We start from the raw sequence: 16,225 nt of genomic DNA, 5'->3' as shown, positions 1-16,225 counted from the left end.
CGGCGGAGGTTTCGTCGCAGTTGCGTATTCGCGCCGCTCCGCTCGCAGCGAGCCGCGACACGGCTCGCAGTCAGTACAAGTCCGCCGGGTCCACGTCCAGCGACCAGCGCACTTTGCGCGCTTCCGGGGCGGCGTAGATCGCCGGCAACGCGGCGTCGAGGGCGGCGTGTAGTTCGCGCCGTTGCGGCGCCGACAGGATCAGCTGCGCGCGCAGGTAGCCGGCGCGGCGCGGCATCGGCGCGGGCACCGGGCCGTTGATCTCCAGCGCGCTGCGTTCGATGCCGTCGTGGCGCGCGCGTTGCGCGGCGGCGTGCTGTGCAGCGGCCTGTTGCAGTTCGCGCCGCGCCATCGCCAGGAACGCGTTGGCCAATTCCACCTGTTGCGCTTCGGCGCGGATCAGCGCCATGTGCGCGAACGGCGGGAAGCCGGCGGCTTCGCGCTGGGCCAGCTCGACTTCGGCGAAGGCGTGGTAGCCGCCGGACAGCAGCGTGATCAGCAGCTCGTGTTCGGGATGATGGGTCTGCAGCACCACCTCGCCGGGCTTCTCGGCGCGGCCGGCGCGGCCGGCGACCTGGATCAGCAATTGCGCGAGTTTTTCGCGCGCGCGGAAGTCGGCGCTGAACAAGCCTTCGTCGATGCCGACCACCGCGACCAGGGTCAGGTTGGCCAGGTCGTGGCCCTTGGCGAGCATCTGGGTGCCGACCAGCACGCCCGGCGCGGTGCCGAACTCGGCCAGCAGTTTCTCCAGCGCATCGCGTTTCTGGGTGGTGCCGCGGTCTATGCGCAGCACCGGAAAATCGGAGAACCGCGCGGCCAGCGATTCCTCGATGCGCTCGGTGCCGGCGCCCTGCGATTGCAGGGCCAGGCCGCCGCAGTCGGGGCAGGCGTCGGGTGCGGGGCGGCGGGTGCCGCAGTGGTGGCATTGCAGCCGGCGGCCGCCGGCGTGCACGGTCATCGGGGTCGGCTTGAGCGGGGTGCTGCAGCGCGGGCAATGCGCGGTCCAGCCGCAGTCGTGGCACAGCAGCACCGGGGCGTAGCCGCGCCGGTTCTTGAACACCAGCGCCTGGCCGCCGGCGCGCAGTTCGGCGTGGATGCGTTCGAGCAGTTCCGGCGACAGCCCGGCCTGCAGCGGGCGCTTGCGCACGTCGAGCACGCGCACCCGCGGGGGCTGCGCCTGGCCGGCGCGGCGCAGCAGGCGCAGGTGGCCGTAACGGCCGGCCTGGGCGTTACGCAGCGATTCCAGCGACGGCGTGGCGCTGCCGAGCAGCACCGGCACGTCCAGCGCCTTGGCCCGGACCAGGGCGAAGTCGCGGGCGTGGTAGCGGATGCCGTCGAGCTGCTTGAAGCTGCCGTCGTGTTCCTCGTCGATCACGATCAGGCCCGGCTCGGCCAGCGGCAGGAACACCGCCGAGCGCGTGCCGACCGCGACCCGCGCCTCGCCCCGCGCGAACGCGGCCCAGGTGCGCGCGCGCTCGCCGTCGGCCAGGCCGGAGTGCAGCGCATGCACCGGCACGCCGAGGCGGGCGCGGAAGCGCGCCAGGGTCTGCGGGGTCAGGCCGATCTCGGGCACCAGCACCAATGCCTGCTTGCCGCGCGCCAGGCAGTCGGCGATCGCGCGCAGGTAGACCTCGGTCTTGCCGCTGCCGGTGACGCCGTCGAGCAGCAGGCCGGCGAAGCCGGGCGCGGCCAGGATCGAATCGACCGCGGCTTGCTGTTCGTCGTTGAGCGGCGGGCCGGGTTGCGGCGCCGGCGCGTGGGCCACCGCCGGCACCGCGACGCGCTCGGCGTGGCCACGCTTGGCCAGGGCGCGGGCGGCGCTGCGCCAGTCGTCGAGCAGGTCGTCGAGACGGTCTTCGTCGAGTTCGCCGTGTTCGTCCAGCAGGTCCGACAGCCGGCGCGGTTTGCCGGCGCGCAGGCCGGGCCGGGCGGTGGCGCCGGCCTCGCTCAGGCGCCAGGCCCAGGCGTGGGTGTCCGGCAGCGGCTCGCCATGGCGCAAGGGGCCGGGCAGGGCGGTGGCGAGGACCTCGCCGAGCGGGGCATGGGTGTAGCGGGCCAGCCAGCGCAGCGACTCCAGCAACTCGCCGTGCAGCAGCGGCTGCGGGTCGAGCCGGACCAGCACCTGCTTGAGCGCGGCCGGGTCGGTGCCGGCCTCGGGCGCGCCGGTCTCGGCGACCAGCCCGACCAGCTCGCGCCGCCCGAACGGCACCCGCACCCGTGCGCCGACCGGGTCGCCGCCGGCGTCGTCGGCCGGCGGCAGGTAGTCGAACAGGCGCGGCAGCGGCACCGGCAGGGCGACGCGCCAGACGGTGGGCGATGGGAGCAACGGGGCCTCGGGCATCGCATCAGTCTAGCGAGCGGACCGGCCGGGGCGGCAGCCGGGACAGTTGCGGGCCATTGCTTCGGGTCGCCTGACAAAGCCCGCGCAAGTGGCCGCACGCTAAAGGAAATTGCCCTTATCCACATGGGTTGTGGATAAATCTGTGCATGGCGTGTCGGCAGGGCTGCGCGAGGGCGTTGAATCAAGCCCTCGGGTTAGGTTGGTGAAAAAATCGCCAATTGCCGTATTTTCTTATGAATCATGTGCTTAGCCGTGAAACATCGCTGTAACAGGGTGTTTTTGTTCCGTGAAAGGGCGACGCATGACGGTTCCGTTACTGCTGTGCACAACCGATTTTTCGCGCAAGCCGCGTCCCGCCTTGCGCTGGCGCGGTTTGGCGGTTTGTCAAGCGGTTTTGCGCACGCCCGGCATCGCTATCATGCGCCGTATGGTGAAGTCGTTCCGATGAGTTCCACACCCCCTGTCCCGGGGCCGTCCGTCGCCCCGAAGGGCCCGTCTCACGCGCCCGCCGCCCCTGCCGCCCTGTCGGCGTTCCTGCGCGGGATCGAGCGCCGCGGCGCGGTGCTGGCCGAGTTGCAGGCCGGCGATGCCGCCGCCGGCGACGCCGCCCTGGTCGCCGCCATGGCCGGGTTCCGCGCGCTCGCCGCCCAGACCGCCTTGAACGAATGGCCGGCGCGGTTCTGGTCGCTGCTGCTGACCCAGCCCGGCCTGCGCCAGCGCACCGCGGTGGCGATCGCCCTGGACGCGACCGACCGGCTCGGCGAACTCGGCAGCGGCCCGCGCGCGGCGCTGCTGCTGCGCCTGGCCGCCGGCCTGGCCGAAACCGAGGCGGCGGCGGTGCTGCACGTGGCCCCGGCGACCTACCGCATGGCCCTGCAGCGGGCGCTGCCGCGGCATGCCGACGGCCGCGCCGATCCGCAGGCCTGGCAACAGCTGCGCGAACAGATCCACCGCCGGATCAAGACCTTGCCGCCGGACCGCCTGCAGCGCTTGGCCCAGGCGCGCGACGCCGCGCTGCGCAACGCCGCGCCCGGCGCCGCGCCGCCGGGACGGCAGGCGCCGGTGGCGGCGCGCCCGCGCCCGCGCTGGCTGATGCCGCTGCTGTGGAGCCTGCTGGCGCTGTGCGCGCTGGCGTTCGCCGCGACCTTCTGGTGGCCGTCCGGCCTGCCCGGCGGCTGGCTCGGCGACGGCCCCGACGGGGTGACGGTGGCGCCGCTGGCCGAGGGCAGCGGCCCGGCCGAGCGCTACAGCCGCGATGCCGGCCTGATCGCCGACGGCGACTTCGGGCTGCTCGCCGACCCGCAGGGCGAGGCGGCCTCGGCCGCGGTCGATTTCGACAGCTGGCTGGCCGCGCGCGACGCCGGGACGATCCCGGCGGTCGCCGCGCCGCCGGCCGAACCGGCGCCGACGCCCGCACCCGCTGGCCACGACGGCGCGGGCCTGGAAACCGATGCGCAGGAGGGCGAATGAGCCGGGCGACGGTGTTGCGCGATTCCCTGTTCGGCGCGGGTTTCGGGCGCGCCGGCTGGCGCGCGCTCGGGTTCGGCGCCGCGGTGCTGGCCGGGGTGCTGGCGCTGGGCGCGCCGGCGCGCGCGCTGCCGCCGGAACTCGAACGCAGTCTGGCCCGCCTGCCGGCGCCGGTGCAGGCGCGCATCCGCGCCAACGGCGCGCGCTGGGACGGTTGGAGCGAGGCGCAGCGGCACGAATTCGCCCAGCGCGCGGCGCAGTGGAACCAACTCGACGCGGCCGAACGCGGCGGCCGCCGCGAGCGTTACCTGGCCTGGCAGGCGCTGGGCGCCGACGAACGCGCGCAGGCCCAGGCCGCGGCGGCGCGCTATGCCGCGCTGCCGCCGGAGCAGCGGCAAGCGCTGCGCGCGCAATTCGACGCGCTCGACCGCAGCGAGCGCCGCGGTTGGTTGCTCGGCCCGGCGCTGGGCGCGGACTACCCGGCGCTGCAACCGTTGCTGGCGCAGTTGCCGCAGGAGCAGCACGCGACCTTGCTGGCGGCGCTGCGCGGGCTCAGCGCGGCGCAGCGCAAGGACCTGGCGGTGCTGGTGCAGCGCACCCCGCCGCAGGAGCGCGAACGCCTGCGCGCGGGCTTGCTGGCGACGCCGGCGGCGCAGCGCGGGACGTGGCTGCACGACGCGCTGGCGCGTTAGGCGCGCGGCGTTCGGGCGCTGGCGCGGACACGCTCGCCAGCGTCGGGGCGATGGGCTTGGCCGGGTTTGGTCGCGGTTGTGCCGGCGCGGTCGCGGCTCGCGCCGCTCCTGCCGTCGCGAACGAGCGTTGACCCAGCCCCTGCAGGAGCGGCGCAAGCCGCGGCCGCGACACCAGGCCTACGACGCGACCGCGCGAGCGCGCATCAACGCGGCAACCCCCGCATCACCCGCCGGCTCGCGCCGAACCGCCCGTCGAACCGGGCCAGGCCGTCGGCCCGCATCCGCGGCGCGTGGTCGCGCAGATAGGCCTCCAGCGCCGCCGCGTCGCGCAGCCGGTAGCGCACGCACAACGCCTGCCGCCCCGGCGCGGGCGCCGGATCGGCGAGTTCGTGCAGGTCCGCGCCGAGAAAGCCCGGCAACGCGCAGATCTCGTCGATGTGCCCGCGCAGCCAGGCCAGGAAGTCCGCGGCGACCGCCGCGTCCACGTCCAGCGTTACCTCGTAGATCGTCTCGCCCGGGTTCGCGTCCATGGTTTCGGCCTGCGCATCCTCGTTGTCCATCCGCGCCGCCGTCGCCGGTGGCGCGCCGCGTTACATCCGCACGATCGCCGCGGCCATGATCCCGGCGGTGGCCAGGCTCATCAGGAAGAAATACGCGCCGCCGATCAGGGTGTAGCGCAGCAGGGTCAGCGGCCAGCCGTTGGCGTAGACGCGCTTTTCCATCAGCAGCAGATAGATCGGCATCCACAGCCACAGCAGGCCGATGCCCAGGCCCTTGATCCAGGCGAAGCCGGCCCAGTGCGGCGCGATCGCGTCGCCCAGCAGCATCAGCACGAACATCGCCAGCAACGCCAGGCACAGGTAGGTGTGGCTGTACAACGCCACCACCAGGTGTTCGAGGTAGCCGCGGCCCGAGCCGAGGTAGGCGATCTTCAGCAGCAGGGCGAAGATCGGCACCATCAGGAACAGCGCCGACGGGATCGCGCCGATCAGCGCGTGTATGTACAGCGCCGGGTCCTTGGTCGCGCGCTGGAAATTGGCCTCGCCCTTGCCGACCTGGCGGTTGAGCCAGTCGTTGGCGAAGCGCGGCCACCAGGTCACCGTCAGCGGATTGGTCTTGGCGTCCCAGGGGCGGCCGTTGAACGAAATCGGATCGTCGACGCCGTCGCAGTCGGTTTCGCCGTAGCGCGCGCGGTCCTTGGCGTGCGCGGCGGGGCCCTCGCTGGACGCGGCGTGGCCGACCTGCAGCTCGGCGATGCGGCAGCCGGCCTCGGCGTTGGCCTGGCGGATCTGCGCGGCCAGGGTCGAGGCGTCGCGCGCGCCAGCGGCCTGCGCGGCGTGTTCGCTGCGCAGCCGGGCGATGCGCTCGTCGCGCAGGCGCTCGACCTCGGCCAGGGTCCTGGCCGCGTCCAGGCTGCCGGGCTTGGGCGCGGCGGCGAGGCGGTCGCCTTCGGCGCGTTGCGCGGCCACTTCTTGCTCGTTCAGGCCCTGCAGCGCGCGCAGCGCTTCGATGCGCTTGTCGGCCTGGCGCTGGACCGCGACGATCGACGCCTCGATGGTGTTGCGCGCGACCGGCGCGGCGGCGGCCGCGGCGCGCAGCTCGCCGACGATGCGCGCGCGCAGCTCCTCGACCTCGGCCACGCTGTCGGCATCGCGCATCTGCTTCTTGACGTTGCCCAGCCGCACCGTGGTGCTTTGCGCGGTGTCGATGTCGAAGTGGCCGCTGGTCTCGACGTGGATCGCGAACTGGGCGACGAAGAAGGTCAGCACCGAGGCGATCACGAACAGCCGCAGCGGCGGCAGGTAGCGCACGCGGTGGCCGGCGAGGTAGTCGCGGGCGACTTTGCCCGGCCGGAGCAGATCGCGCAAAGTCCGGAACACGCGCCCGTCCAGGTGCCAGAACGACTCGAACACCTCCTCGACCGCATGGCCGAAGTTGCGCACGGGGTTGTGCACCGACTGGCCGCACTGGTGGCAATAGTGCCCGTGCAGGTCGGCCTTGCAGTTTTCGCAGTGGCTGGGCTGGTCGTGGCCGTGGCCGGCCGACGCGGCCGTGGCTTCAGTGGATGCGCTCATTCGGTCCGAGGTCGTGCTGACGTGGAAGCGGGCCGGCCCGAAAGCGAGGCCGACGTGGAAGCGAGGCTCCCCGGCCTTCACTTTCGAGCGGGTAAGATAGCCGTCCGCCGCGACCCGGCGCCAGCGCCCCGACCGGATGCGCGGCCGCAGTCGCCGTTGGTTTCCCCCATGTCTGCGTCGTCCCCCACCGTCTCGAGCCCGGGCCTGCCCCGGGAGATCCGTACTACTTTGGTCCTGGCCGCGCCGCTGGTCGCCGGCCACGTCTCCACCGGCCTGATCGGCTTCGTCGACAACACCCTGGCCGGCCACCACAGCACCACCACGCTGGCGTCGGTGACCATCGGCACCGCGCTGTGGTGGCTGCCGATGATGGTGCCGATCGGTACCTTGCTGTCGGTGCCGCCGTCGGTGTCGCAATTGGAAGGCGCCGGCCGCCGCGGCGAGATCGGCGCGCTGTTCCGCCAGGCGCTGTGGATGGCGCTGCTGTTGAGCGTGTTCCTGTTCGCGTTCCTGACCCTGATCCCGTACGCGCTGCCGGCGATGGGCATCGCGCCGGAGATCATCCCCGGCGCGCGCGAGTTCCTGCACGGCATCCGCTGGGGCGTGCCGGCGCTGACCCTGTTCTTCTGCATGCGCTACCTCAGCGAGGGCCTGCACTGGACCTTGCCGACCATGCTGCTCAGCGCCGGCGGCCTGCTGGTGCTGCTGCCGCTGGGCTATGTGCTGACCTTCGGCAAGTTCGGCCTGCCGGAAATGGGCGCCGGCGGCCTCGGCATCGCCTCGGCGGCGATGCTGTGGGTGCAGGCGATCGGCTTCTTCTTCGTCCTGCGCGGGGCAAAGCGCTTCGCCGACCTGCGCCTGTTCGAACGTTTCGACAAGCCGCACTGGCCGACCATCCGCAGCCTGCTCGCCACCGGCCTGCCGATCGGCGTGACCGTGCTGATGGAGGGCAGCTTGTTCATCGTCACCGCGCTGCTGATCGGGCGGCTGGGCGAGGTGCCGGCTTCGGCGCACCAGATCGCGATCAATCTGTCGGCGCTGTGCTTCATGGTGCCGATGGGGCTGGCCGAGGCGACCACGGTGCGGGTCGGCTACGCCCTGGGCCGGCGCGACTACGCCGGCGTGCGCCGCGCCGGTTTCGCCGGCTACGCCATCGTCATCGGCACGCAGTTGTGTTCCGGCATCCTGCTGCTGAGCGCCAACGAGGTGCTGGTGAGCTTCTACACCGCCGACGTCGCGGTCGCCTCGCTGGCCGCCTCGCTGCTGCTGTACTCGGCGATGTTCCAGTTCCCCGACGGCATCCAGGTGCTGTCGGCCGGCGCGCTGCGCGGGCTCAAGGACACCCGCGTGCCGATGGTCCTGGCGGCGCTGGCGTACTGGGGCGTGGGCATGCCGATCGGCGCCGGCCTGGGCCTGGGCCTGGGCTGGGGGCCGAAGGGCATGTGGATCGGCCTGATCGCCGGGCTGACCGTGGCCTCGGTGCTGCTGTGCGCGCGCTTCCTGCGCTCCAGCCAGCCGCAGCGGCTGGCCGAGCGGATGGCGCGCGAGGCGCCGCACGAGGTCGACCCGCACGAGACCGGCTGCACCTGAGCGCGCCCGGGCGGCGGCCGTCCCCGGACCGGTCCGGCGGCCGCCGAGCGTTGCGCAAATGAACGGATTGCGGCCGAATCGCAACTTTCCCACCACCCTACGTTACGAATGGCGGGTGAAACCCCGCCCCGCGCCGGGTTAGTCTGGACGCGTACACACGGAGCCTGTGCAAATGAACGAGACCCTCCCACGTCGCGGGCCGCTGGCCCGTTTCTTCGTAGGCGCCTGGGACGCGATGAACTTCACCCGCCGGTTGGTCTTCAACCTGGTGTTCTTCGGTTTCATGCTGATCGTGGTGCTGGCGATGCTGTTCGGCGGCAACACCAAGCCGTTCCAGGACCGCACCACCCTGGTGATCGCGCCGGAAGGCAACCTGGTCGAGCAATACAGCTCCGACCCGGCCTCGCGCGCGCTCAACCGCGCCCTCGGCGACAAGAACCCGGAAGTGCAGCTGCGCGACGTCGTGCGCGCGCTGGACGCGGCCAAGGACGACAAGCGCATCGAGCGCGTGGTGCTGCGCCTGGACAAGCTCCAGTCCGGCGGCATGGCCGGCCTGCGCGAAGTCGCCGCCGCGGTGGCGCGGGTGCGCGCGGCCAAGAAGGAAGTGATCGCCTTCTCCGAGAGCATGGACCAGAAGCAGTACCTGGTCGCCGCGCAGGCCAACGAGGTCTACCTCGACCCGATGGGCGCGATGATGCTCGAGGGCCTGGGCCGCTACCGCCTGTACTACCGCCAGCTGCTGCAGGACAAGCTCGGCGTGGACGTGCACCTGTTCCGGGTCGGCGAGTTCAAGTCGGCCGCCGAGCCGTACATCCTCGACGCCGCCTCGGAAGAGTCCAAGACCGCCGACCTGTTCTGGATGAACGACCTGTGGCAGCGCTACCTGGACGACGTGGCCAAGGCGCGCAAGCTGCAGCCGGCCGCGCTGAGCGCGGCGATCGACGAGCTGCCGGCGCGCCTGGACGCGGTCAAGGGCGACCTGGGCAAGTACGCGCTCGGCCTGAAGCTGGTCGACGGCCTCAAGACCCGCGAGGAAGTGGACCAGATCCTGACCAAGCGCGGCGTCGCCGACGAGGACGCCGACGGCGGCTTCCGCCAGATCGCGCTGGACGCCTATCTGTTCAGCCTCGACCGCGTGGTCAACCCGGCCGACAGCCGCCCGCAGGTCGCCATCGTCGTGGCCGAGGGCGAGATCACCGGCGGCGAGCAGCCGCCGGGCACGATCGGCGGCGTCTCCACCGCCGCGCTGCTGCGCGAGGCGCGCGACGACGACAACGTCAAGGCGCTGGTGCTGCGGGTCAACTCGCCCGGCGGCGAGGTGTTCGCTTCCGAGCAGATCCGCCGCGAGATCGTCGGCCTGAAGGCCGCCGGCAAGCCGGTGGTGGTGTCGATGGGCAACCTGGCGGCATCGGGCGGCTACTGGATCTCGATGAACGCCGACCGCATCTACGCCGATCCCTCGACCATCACCGGCTCGATCGGCATCTTCGGCCTGATCCCGACCGTGCCGCGCGCGCTGGAGAAGATCGGCGTGCATTCCGACGGCGTCGGCACCACCCGGTTCGCCGGCTCCTACGACATCACCCGGCCGCTGACGCCGGAAGTCGGCCAGGTGATCCAGACCATCATCAACAAGGGCTATGCCGACTTCACCGGCCGCGTCGCGCAGGCGCGCAAGAAGCCGGTGGCCGACATCGACGCGATCGCCCGCGGCCGGGTGTGGAGCGGCGCGCAGGCCAAGGAACGCGGCCTGGTCGACGAACTGGGCGGCCTGCAGGCCGCGGTCGACGACGTCGCCAAGCGCGCCAAGCTGGGCAAGGCCGAGGACTTCCGCGTGCGCTACGTGGAAAAGACCCCGAGCCCGTTCGAGCGCTTCTTCGCCGGCTTCGCCGGCAGCGGCGCCGGCGCGGCGGTGCTGGGTCGGTCCGAGTTCGCCCACAGCCTGCTGATCAAGGCGGTGCCGCAGGCGGCGGCGGACCTGCGCTTCGTCGAAAGCGCGACCAAGTCCGGCAACGGCGCGCCGGTGAAGGCGCTGGCCTACTGCTTCTGCACGCTGTAAGCCGCGATCGCGGCCGGCCTTGCGCCGGCCGCGCAAACCAAAACGCCGCATCGTTCGCGATGCGGCGTTTTCGTTTTGCGGATTCCTCGCGGCGGGGCGAAGAGCGTCGGGCCTGAAGGCCCGCCCCGAAAGCCGCGCGGGCCGGGGTTGCTGCGGGAGGGGCCTTCAGGCCCGGCGCCTTGCGCTCAGGCGACGCCGGACCTCACCCGCCGGCCGCGTCGATCGCATCGCGGGTGTTCTGCGCGCCCTGCTCGACGTCGCCTTCCACGGCCTTGGCCTTTTCGATGGGCTTCTGGATCGCATCGCGCATTTGCGTGGCCTGCGGGTCCACCGGCCGTTCCTTCTCCGGCGGCTGCGGCTTGGAGCAGGCCGCCAGCGCGGCGCAGGTCAGGGCGATAACGACAACGCTCGGCTTCATCGCGGCATCCTCTAGGCGGTGTGGCCGGTATGCTACGCCGGTCGCGCGCCCGGCGCGCGGCGCGGCAATTCACTGCAGGCAACGACTGTGACGGAGGCAGCGATGGACCCCAAGCGTTGGCGATTGGACGGACAGCTCGCGCTGGTCACCGGCGGCAGCGCCGGCATCGGCCGGGCGATCGCGCGCGAGCTGCTGGGCTTCGGCGCCGACGTGCTGCTGGCCGCGCGCGACGCGGCCGCGCTGGAGTCGGCGCGCGCCGAACTGGTCGAGGATTATCCCGAGCGCGAGGTCCAGGCCTTCGTCGCCGACGTCGCCGACGACGAGCAGCGGCGCGAGCTGCTGGACTGGGTCGAGGACTTCGGCGAAGGCTTGCACATCCTGGTCAACAACGCCGGCGGCAACCTCAGCAAGGCCACCAACGACTACACCGAGGACGAGTGGCGGCAGGTGTTCGAGATCAACCTGTTCTCGGCGTTCGAGCTCTCGCGCTACGCGCACGCGTTGCTGACCCGGCACGCGGCCTCGAGCATCGTCAACGTCGGCAGCGTGTCCGGCACGACCGCCGTGCGCACCGGCTCGCCGTACGGCATGAGCAAGGCGGCGATGCACCAGATGACCCGCAACCTCGCGGTGGAATGGGCCGAGGACGGCATCCGGGTCAACGCGGTGGCGCCGTGGTACATCCGCACCCGCCGCACCTCCGACAAGCTGGCCGATCCGGACTACCTCGACGAAGTGCTGCTGCGCACCCCGGCCGGACGCATCGGCGAGCCGGAGGAAGTGGCTGCGGCGGTCGCGTTCCTGTGCCTGCCGGCGGCGGGCTACATCACCGGCGAATGCATCGCGGTGGACGGCGGGTTCCTGCGCTACGGGTTCTGAGGGCGCGCGCCGGATCAACGGCCGCAGGTGCTCTCGACCACGATCCGCTGGATCCGCGCGTACTCGCCGGCGGAGGCGTCGCGGCTGTCGGCGCGGCCGAAGCGCAGCGCCGATTCGGCCTCGCGCAGGCGCTGCTTCCAGTTCTCGCACAGGCGCTCGTCGGGGATGCGCTGGCACTGGTCGTCGACCATCTGGCAGGCCACGCCGGCGCCGTTGCCGACGTTGCCCAGGCCGGTGGTCTGCAGCGGCGCGCAGCGTTGCGGCGGCGCGTCGGTGTCGCTGAGGTAGCGGCCGTTGTCGTAGGTGCGGCATTCGTACAGCGCCGGCGGCGGCAGCCGGTCGGCGTCGGCGATGTCGGCCTTGGGCAGCGGCGCGGCGGGCGCCACAGGCGGCCGCGCCGGCGACTGCGGCGGCCGCGCCACCTGCGGCAGCTGCGAGGACACCGGCGGGTGCATCGGCGGCGCCGGTTGCGGGTACTGGCCGGGCCCGGTGATCACCGTCGGCGGCGCCGACGACACCGGCGCGTCCTCGATGACGCGCTTTTCCTGGGTGCTGCCCTTCGGACAGGGCACGTTGTTCTGCACCGTGAGCTGGCCGATCGCGTCGGTGCAGCGGTAGATCACCACCTTGCCCTGCGCCTGCGCGCCGGAAACGGCCAGCAGCAACATCCACAACCCCCACACGCGCATCAGTAAGCTCCGCAATCGGCGTTCAGGCGCGCGTCGATGACGCGCTGTTCCTCGGTGATCCTGGCGCGCTCGCTCTGCAGCGCGCTGTTGTAGCGGCGGTCGCCGGCCCAGCGCTGGTCGCGCAGCTGGGCGCAGACTTCCTGCTGCGGCAGCGGATGGCATTCGTCGCGCACCAGCTGGCTGCCGTAATAGGCGCCGTAGCCGTAATCGTAACCGCCGGGCACGACGTAACCGCTGTTGCGCGCGTACGAGACGTGGCCGTGGCGGCCGCCGATGGCGATGCGGGTCGACGAATCGGCCACCCGCACGCCCGCTTGCGGCGGCGGCAGGCCGGTGCCGAGCGAACTGTGCGAAGAGACGCCGCCGGAATACGCGCTGCGCGAATAAGAGCCGTCCGAGTAGGAACCGTTCGGGTAGTACGGCAGGCCGTAGCCGAGGTCGACCAGCGGCATCATCCGCGGGTTGCCGTCGCCGTTGTCGCTGACGTAGCGGCTGCCGTCGGGACGCACGCAGTCGTACATCGGCTGCGGCGGGCGCAGCACCACGACCTGGGGCGCCGGCGCCGGCGCGCGCGCGGCGACCGGGGCGGGCGCTGGCGCGGCTGGGCGCGGCGGCGGGTCGACCGGACGGATCATGCTGACGGTCTGCTGGCGCTCGCCGCCGGCGCAGGGCGTATCGCGCAGGCTCAGCTGGCCGCGCGCGTCGGTGCAGCGGTAGATCAGCACTTCGCCGCCGGGCTTGCCCGCGGCTGCGGGCTGCGCGGTCGAGCGGGCGGCAGCATCGGCGGCCGGCGCGGGCGGCGCACCGACGGCCTGCGCCGCGCCCGCGCCCAGGCAGGCGAGGATGGCGGCGGCGATGCGGCGGCGGTGGCGCGGCGCGGAAGGCATGTGCCCATCTTGCGCCACCCACGGGTCGGGGAAAAGCCGGGCCGGCGCCGTCCGGCGGCGGTTCAGCGCCGCCAGACCAGCACCAGCACGCCGCCGCCGACCAGCAGCAGGCCCAGCCATTCGCGCGGCGACGGCCGCTCGCCGAGGAAGGCCACCGCGAACAGCGCCGCCAGCACCACGCTGAGCTTGTCCACCGGCGCCACCTGCGCGACCTCGCCGATCTGCAGCGCGCGGTAGTAGCACAGCCACGAGGCGCCGGTGGCCAGCCCGGACAGGGCCAGGAACAGCAGCGAGCGCGCCGGCAGGCTGCGCGGGTCCACCCATTGCCCGCTCAGCGGCACCAGCAGCGCCAGCACGCACAGGATCACCACCGTGCGCACCAGCGTCGCATAGTCGGCCGAGATGCCTTGCACGCCGACCTTGGACAGCACCGCGGTCAGCGCCGCGAACACGGCCGACAGCAAGGCCCAGATCGCCCAGGCGGGAAAGGAAGTCATGCCGGCGGCTCCGTTGCGCGATGGCGCGAGCGTAGCGCCGCGGCGGTCGCGACGGTGTCGGAGCGCGGGCGCAGGCGCGCAGGCCAATGCGACGATGTCGCGCGGCCGCTCACGCCAATGCGCGCGCTCGCGCGCAAGCGCCGCTCAGCCGCGCAACACTTCGCCGGTCAGCGCGACCCGGATCGGCGTCGGCGCGGCCAGTCCGCCGGTCTCGCCTTCGCACACGCCGTCGGCCAGCGCCAGCACGGCGCGGTCGAGCTGATCGCGGCGGAACGCCGGCGGCTGGCCGGCGAGGTTGGCGCTGGTCGATACCAGCGGCCCGCCGTGGGCGCGGCACAGCGCGGCGGCCTGCGGATGCGCGCTGACCCGCAGCGCGACGCTGCGGTGCTCGCCGCTGATCCAGGCCGGCACCGCCGGCGTCGCCGGCAGCGCCCAGGTGTGCGCGCCGGGCCAGCTCGCGCGCACCGCCTGTGCGCGCTCGGGCGGCAGCGCGTCCCAATCGACCAGCGGATCGAGTTGCTCGAGCGAGGCGGCGATCAGGATCACGCCCTTGTCCACCGGCCGCTGCTTGATCGCCAGCAGCCGCAGCACCGCGGCGCGGTCGAACGGATCGCAGCCGATGCCCCACACCGCTTCGGTCGGATACACCAGCACGCCGCCGCGGGCGAGCGCGGCGGCGGCCTGTTCGATGCTCAGCGTGGCGGACATGCGGCGGCCCTGCGGCGAAAGACGCAGTGTCGCATGCGTCGCGGCGGCGCGCAGGACGCCGCCGCGAGCTTCCGCATCGCCGCGTCAGTGGCCGTGATGGGCGTGATCGGCCGGCGGCTGCGCCGACGCCGGCAAGCGCACGTCGAAGGCGAAGGAGCGGTTGCCGCTGACGTAGACGCGGTTGTCGGTGCCGGATTGCGCCTGCACCTGGCCGCCGCGCTGCTGGCCGATGCGGGCGAACTTGGCGCGCGCGTTGACCTGCTCGGCGACGCGCTGCGGCCACTGCGCGGTGGAGGTTTCGCCCGCCCGCAGCACGGTCTCGATCTTCTCCGCGTCGCTGCCGTCGGCGTTGAACACGCGCAGGGTCACCGCGGTGCCGGCCGGGTAGTCGTTGATCACGTTGAGCGGGCCGGCCTCGCGCCACGGCGAGCGCGCGTCGGCGAGCGAACTGGTGAAGTTGACGTCCATGCAGGTGTAGAAGGCCTCGGTCGAATCCGAGCGCTGCCAGGTGTTGTAGATCACATGGCGGCCGCTGCGCGCGGGCAGGGTGCAGGTGATGTGGTAGTTGTTGCCGGCCGACAGCGCGATCGGCCCGGTCTTGCAGAACTGCTGCATGTCGCCCCAGCGCAGCGGCGTGTTCGGGTTCCAGCCCTGCGGGGTCACGTAGAAGGTCCAGTCCTTGGTCGCGTGCGGCGCGGTGGCGTAGAAGGTGAAGGTGTAGCTGCTGCCGGAGCGCACGTTGCTGGTCTGCCAATCGCTGCGCACGATGTCCAGGCCGCGGAAGGTCGGGTTGTTGCCGCTGCACAGCTTGCCGTCGGGCACCACCGCGCGGTGGTTGCTGTTGGCGTTGGCCTGGTTGATGCCGTTCCAGTCGTAGAACAGCTGCGAGCCGGCCACGGCCCAGGCGGCGCGGCAGGCCGGATCGGAAGGGTTTTCCTTGTTGCCCAGGTAGCACTTGTAGATCCGGCTCTGCGGATTGACGAAAGTGCCGTGGGCGAAGGCGGTGGAGGCGGGCAGCGCGGCCGCGCACAGGGCGACGGCGGCGGACAGCAGGGTGCAACGCTGGATGCGGGTCATGGCGACTCCTGTCGATGGGCAATGGTGACGGGCCCCCCAACAGCTTCGCGATGGCGTGCTTCCGGCGCGATTGCGATCGCGTCTCGGGACGGGTGCGGCCGCGCGGCGGCGCCCCGGCGTTTATGCGGCCCGATCCTAGTGACCGCGGCCGGTCGATTCTGTGCGGGCGGTCGCCTGCGGGGACATGCGCGGGCGTGTGGCGGCGGTCGCGATGCGCGAAACGCGGGGTACGTCACGGATGGCGGGGCCGGCTGCGACGATGCGTCGCTGGCGCGGGGCGAGGCCGTCTTCGGCGTTTAGCGCTGCTGCGATCAAGTCGCGCTGCAACGGTCATTGCGACGATAGCCGGAACCTACAAGTTCTTGCAGTTGCAGTTGCAGTTGCAGTTGCAGTTGCCGTTGCAGTTGAAGTTGCTGTTGCCGTTGCCGTTGCCGTTGTTGTTGCCGTTGTTGTTGCCGTTGCTGTTCGCTCGGACGCAACTCCACGCGAAGAACATGCTTCGCAGCCCCGGAGGGCGTGCGCATGGATGCGCACGCGCGCCATGGGGCAGGATGCCCCTTATGGCGCGGCCCCGCGCCCGGTGCTGGACTTAGTGGCTCTTGATTCGAAAAAAGAATGCACTTTCTTTGGTTACTTTCTTTGTTGCTTTGGACAAAGAAAGTGACCCGGCCGCTTGCGGACGGAAGCTTTGGATTTTTGCTTGTCGTCACGCGCCACCGCGACAAAGGTTGACCTTCCCGCGGCACGCCCCCTGTAGGAGCGGCGCAAGCCGCGACCGCGCCATCGCCGATGCGGTGAAAGTTTCGTCATAGCTGTGTTGTCGCGGTCGCGGTCGCGGTCGCGGCTTGC

15 protein-coding genes are annotated in these 16,225 nt (G+C 72.1%); 5 read left to right on the top strand and 10 right to left on the bottom strand.

Features of this window, described 5'->3' with window-relative positions:
* Positions 1-70 precede the first annotated feature (70 nt).
* Positions 71-2,338: a primosomal protein N' gene (locus BLV01_RS19630; RefSeq protein ID WP_091803938.1), complete on the bottom strand. Its 2,268-nt coding sequence runs from the start codon at positions 2,336-2,338 to the stop codon at positions 71-73.
* 444 nt (positions 2,339-2,782) lie between these two features.
* Between BLV01_RS19630 and BLV01_RS19625 the strand changes: the two genes are divergently transcribed.
* Both BLV01_RS19625 and BLV01_RS19620 read left to right on the top strand, forming a co-directional pair.
* Positions 2,783-3,808: a hypothetical protein gene (locus BLV01_RS19625; RefSeq protein ID WP_139178889.1), complete on the top strand. Its 1,026-nt coding sequence runs from the start codon at positions 2,783-2,785 to the stop codon at positions 3,806-3,808.
* Positions 3,805-4,497: a DUF3106 domain-containing protein gene (locus BLV01_RS19620; RefSeq protein ID WP_217633547.1), complete on the top strand. Its 693-nt coding sequence runs from the start codon at positions 3,805-3,807 to the stop codon at positions 4,495-4,497. The genes BLV01_RS19625 and BLV01_RS19620 overlap by 4 nt, the downstream gene beginning before the upstream one ends.
* A 203-nt stretch (positions 4,498-4,700) precedes the next feature.
* Here BLV01_RS19620 and BLV01_RS19615 read toward each other — a convergent pair whose 3' ends face one another.
* Positions 4,701-5,057 (bottom strand): DUF4286 family protein, encoded by a 357-nt coding sequence (locus tag BLV01_RS19615; RefSeq protein ID WP_091803932.1) that lies wholly within the window; start codon positions 5,055-5,057, stop codon positions 4,701-4,703.
* A gap of 30 nt (positions 5,058-5,087) precedes the next feature.
* Entirely contained in the window at positions 5,088-6,572 is a 1,485-nt protein-coding gene (locus BLV01_RS19610; RefSeq protein ID WP_091803929.1) for a DUF3667 domain-containing protein, read from the bottom strand.
* Between the two features lie 168 nt (positions 6,573-6,740).
* Between BLV01_RS19610 and BLV01_RS19605 the strand changes: the two genes are divergently transcribed.
* Together BLV01_RS19605 and sppA are read left to right on the top strand one after the other, a co-directional pair.
* Positions 6,741-8,162 carry an MATE family efflux transporter gene (locus BLV01_RS19605; protein WP_091803927.1) on the top strand — a complete coding sequence of 474 codons (1,422 nt, stop codon included), beginning with the start codon at positions 6,741-6,743 and terminating at the stop codon, positions 8,160-8,162.
* Between the two features lie 172 nt (positions 8,163-8,334).
* Positions 8,335-10,221 carry a signal peptide peptidase SppA gene (gene sppA, locus BLV01_RS19600; protein WP_091803924.1) on the top strand — a complete coding sequence of 629 codons (1,887 nt, stop codon included), beginning with the start codon at positions 8,335-8,337 and terminating at the stop codon, positions 10,219-10,221.
* A 202-nt stretch (positions 10,222-10,423) separates the two neighbouring features.
* Here the strand turns inward: sppA and BLV01_RS19595 are convergent, their stop codons facing one another.
* Positions 10,424-10,639 (bottom strand): hypothetical protein, encoded by a 216-nt coding sequence (locus tag BLV01_RS19595; protein WP_091803921.1) that lies wholly within the window; start codon positions 10,637-10,639, stop codon positions 10,424-10,426.
* A gap of 102 nt (positions 10,640-10,741) precedes the next feature.
* On the opposite strand from BLV01_RS19595, the gene BLV01_RS19590 reads away from it, so the two are divergent.
* Positions 10,742-11,518, top strand: coding sequence for an SDR family oxidoreductase (locus BLV01_RS19590; protein WP_091803918.1), 777 nt, complete (start codon positions 10,742-10,744; stop codon positions 11,516-11,518).
* Between the two features lie 14 nt (positions 11,519-11,532).
* On the opposite strand, the gene BLV01_RS19585 is transcribed toward BLV01_RS19590, so the two are convergent.
* The 6 genes from BLV01_RS19585 to BLV01_RS26415 all read right to left on the bottom strand — a co-directional run bounded on the left by BLV01_RS19585 (position 11,533) and on the right by BLV01_RS26415 (position 15,872).
* On the bottom strand, positions 11,533-12,207 hold the full coding sequence (locus tag BLV01_RS19585; protein ID WP_091803915.1) for a DUF4124 domain-containing protein: 675 nt from the start codon (positions 12,205-12,207) through the stop codon (positions 11,533-11,535).
* Positions 12,207-13,094, bottom strand: coding sequence for a DUF4124 domain-containing protein (locus tag BLV01_RS19580; RefSeq protein WP_139178887.1), 888 nt, complete (start codon positions 13,092-13,094; stop codon positions 12,207-12,209). Before BLV01_RS19580 ends, BLV01_RS19585 begins: the two co-directional genes overlap by 1 nt.
* Positions 13,095-13,156: 62 nt before the next feature.
* A complete protein-coding gene (locus BLV01_RS19575) occupies positions 13,157-13,591 on the bottom strand; it encodes an EamA family transporter (RefSeq protein WP_091803913.1) in 435 nt (144 codons plus the stop codon).
* Between the two features lie 144 nt (positions 13,592-13,735).
* Entirely contained in the window at positions 13,736-14,299 is a 564-nt protein-coding gene (locus tag BLV01_RS19570) for an L-threonylcarbamoyladenylate synthase type 1 TsaC (RefSeq protein ID WP_091803910.1), read from the bottom strand.
* A gap of 84 nt (positions 14,300-14,383) precedes the next feature.
* Positions 14,384-15,376, bottom strand: coding sequence for a lytic polysaccharide monooxygenase (locus BLV01_RS19565; protein WP_091803908.1), 993 nt, complete (start codon positions 15,374-15,376; stop codon positions 14,384-14,386).
* Between the two features lie 352 nt (positions 15,377-15,728).
* Complete coding sequence (locus BLV01_RS26415; RefSeq protein WP_175486124.1) at positions 15,729-15,872, bottom strand: hypothetical protein; 144 nt, start codon at positions 15,870-15,872, stop codon at positions 15,729-15,731.
* Positions 15,873-16,225 lie beyond the last annotated feature (353 nt).

Source organism: Lysobacter sp. yr284 (assembly GCF_900107375.1).
Taxonomy (GTDB): domain Bacteria; phylum Pseudomonadota; class Gammaproteobacteria; order Xanthomonadales; family Xanthomonadaceae; genus Lysobacter.
The sequence above is the reverse complement of the archived record's forward strand: the minus strand, read 5'-3'. Positions and strand labels throughout refer to the sequence as shown.

Coding starts and splice junctions, on each gene's coding strand:
- BLV01_RS19630 (WP_091803938.1), bottom strand. CDS start 2,338: ATGCCCGAGGCCCCGTTGCTCCCATCGCCCACCGTCTGGCGCGTCGCC.
- BLV01_RS19625 (WP_139178889.1), top strand. CDS start 2,783: ATGAGTTCCACACCCCCTGTCCCGGGGCCGTCCGTCGCCCCGAAGGGC.
- BLV01_RS19620 (WP_217633547.1), top strand. CDS start 3,805: ATGAGCCGGGCGACGGTGTTGCGCGATTCCCTGTTCGGCGCGGGTTTC.
- BLV01_RS19615 (WP_091803932.1), bottom strand. CDS start 5,057: ATGGACAACGAGGATGCGCAGGCCGAAACCATGGACGCGAACCCGGGC.
- BLV01_RS19610 (WP_091803929.1), bottom strand. CDS start 6,572: ATGAGCGCATCCACTGAAGCCACGGCCGCGTCGGCCGGCCACGGCCAC.
- BLV01_RS19605 (WP_091803927.1), top strand. CDS start 6,741: ATGTCTGCGTCGTCCCCCACCGTCTCGAGCCCGGGCCTGCCCCGGGAG.
- sppA (WP_091803924.1), top strand. CDS start 8,335: ATGAACGAGACCCTCCCACGTCGCGGGCCGCTGGCCCGTTTCTTCGTA.
- BLV01_RS19595 (WP_091803921.1), bottom strand. CDS start 10,639: ATGAAGCCGAGCGTTGTCGTTATCGCCCTGACCTGCGCCGCGCTGGCG.
- BLV01_RS19590 (WP_091803918.1), top strand. CDS start 10,742: ATGGACCCCAAGCGTTGGCGATTGGACGGACAGCTCGCGCTGGTCACC.
- BLV01_RS19585 (WP_091803915.1), bottom strand. CDS start 12,207: ATGCGCGTGTGGGGGTTGTGGATGTTGCTGCTGGCCGTTTCCGGCGCG.
- BLV01_RS19580 (WP_139178887.1), bottom strand. CDS start 13,094: ATGCCTTCCGCGCCGCGCCACCGCCGCCGCATCGCCGCCGCCATCCTC.
- BLV01_RS19575 (WP_091803913.1), bottom strand. CDS start 13,591: ATGACTTCCTTTCCCGCCTGGGCGATCTGGGCCTTGCTGTCGGCCGTG.
- BLV01_RS19570 (WP_091803910.1), bottom strand. CDS start 14,299: ATGTCCGCCACGCTGAGCATCGAACAGGCCGCCGCCGCGCTCGCCCGC.
- BLV01_RS19565 (WP_091803908.1), bottom strand. CDS start 15,376: ATGACCCGCATCCAGCGTTGCACCCTGCTGTCCGCCGCCGTCGCCCTG.
- BLV01_RS26415 (WP_175486124.1), bottom strand. CDS start 15,872: ATGTTCTTCGCGTGGAGTTGCGTCCGAGCGAACAGCAACGGCAACAAC.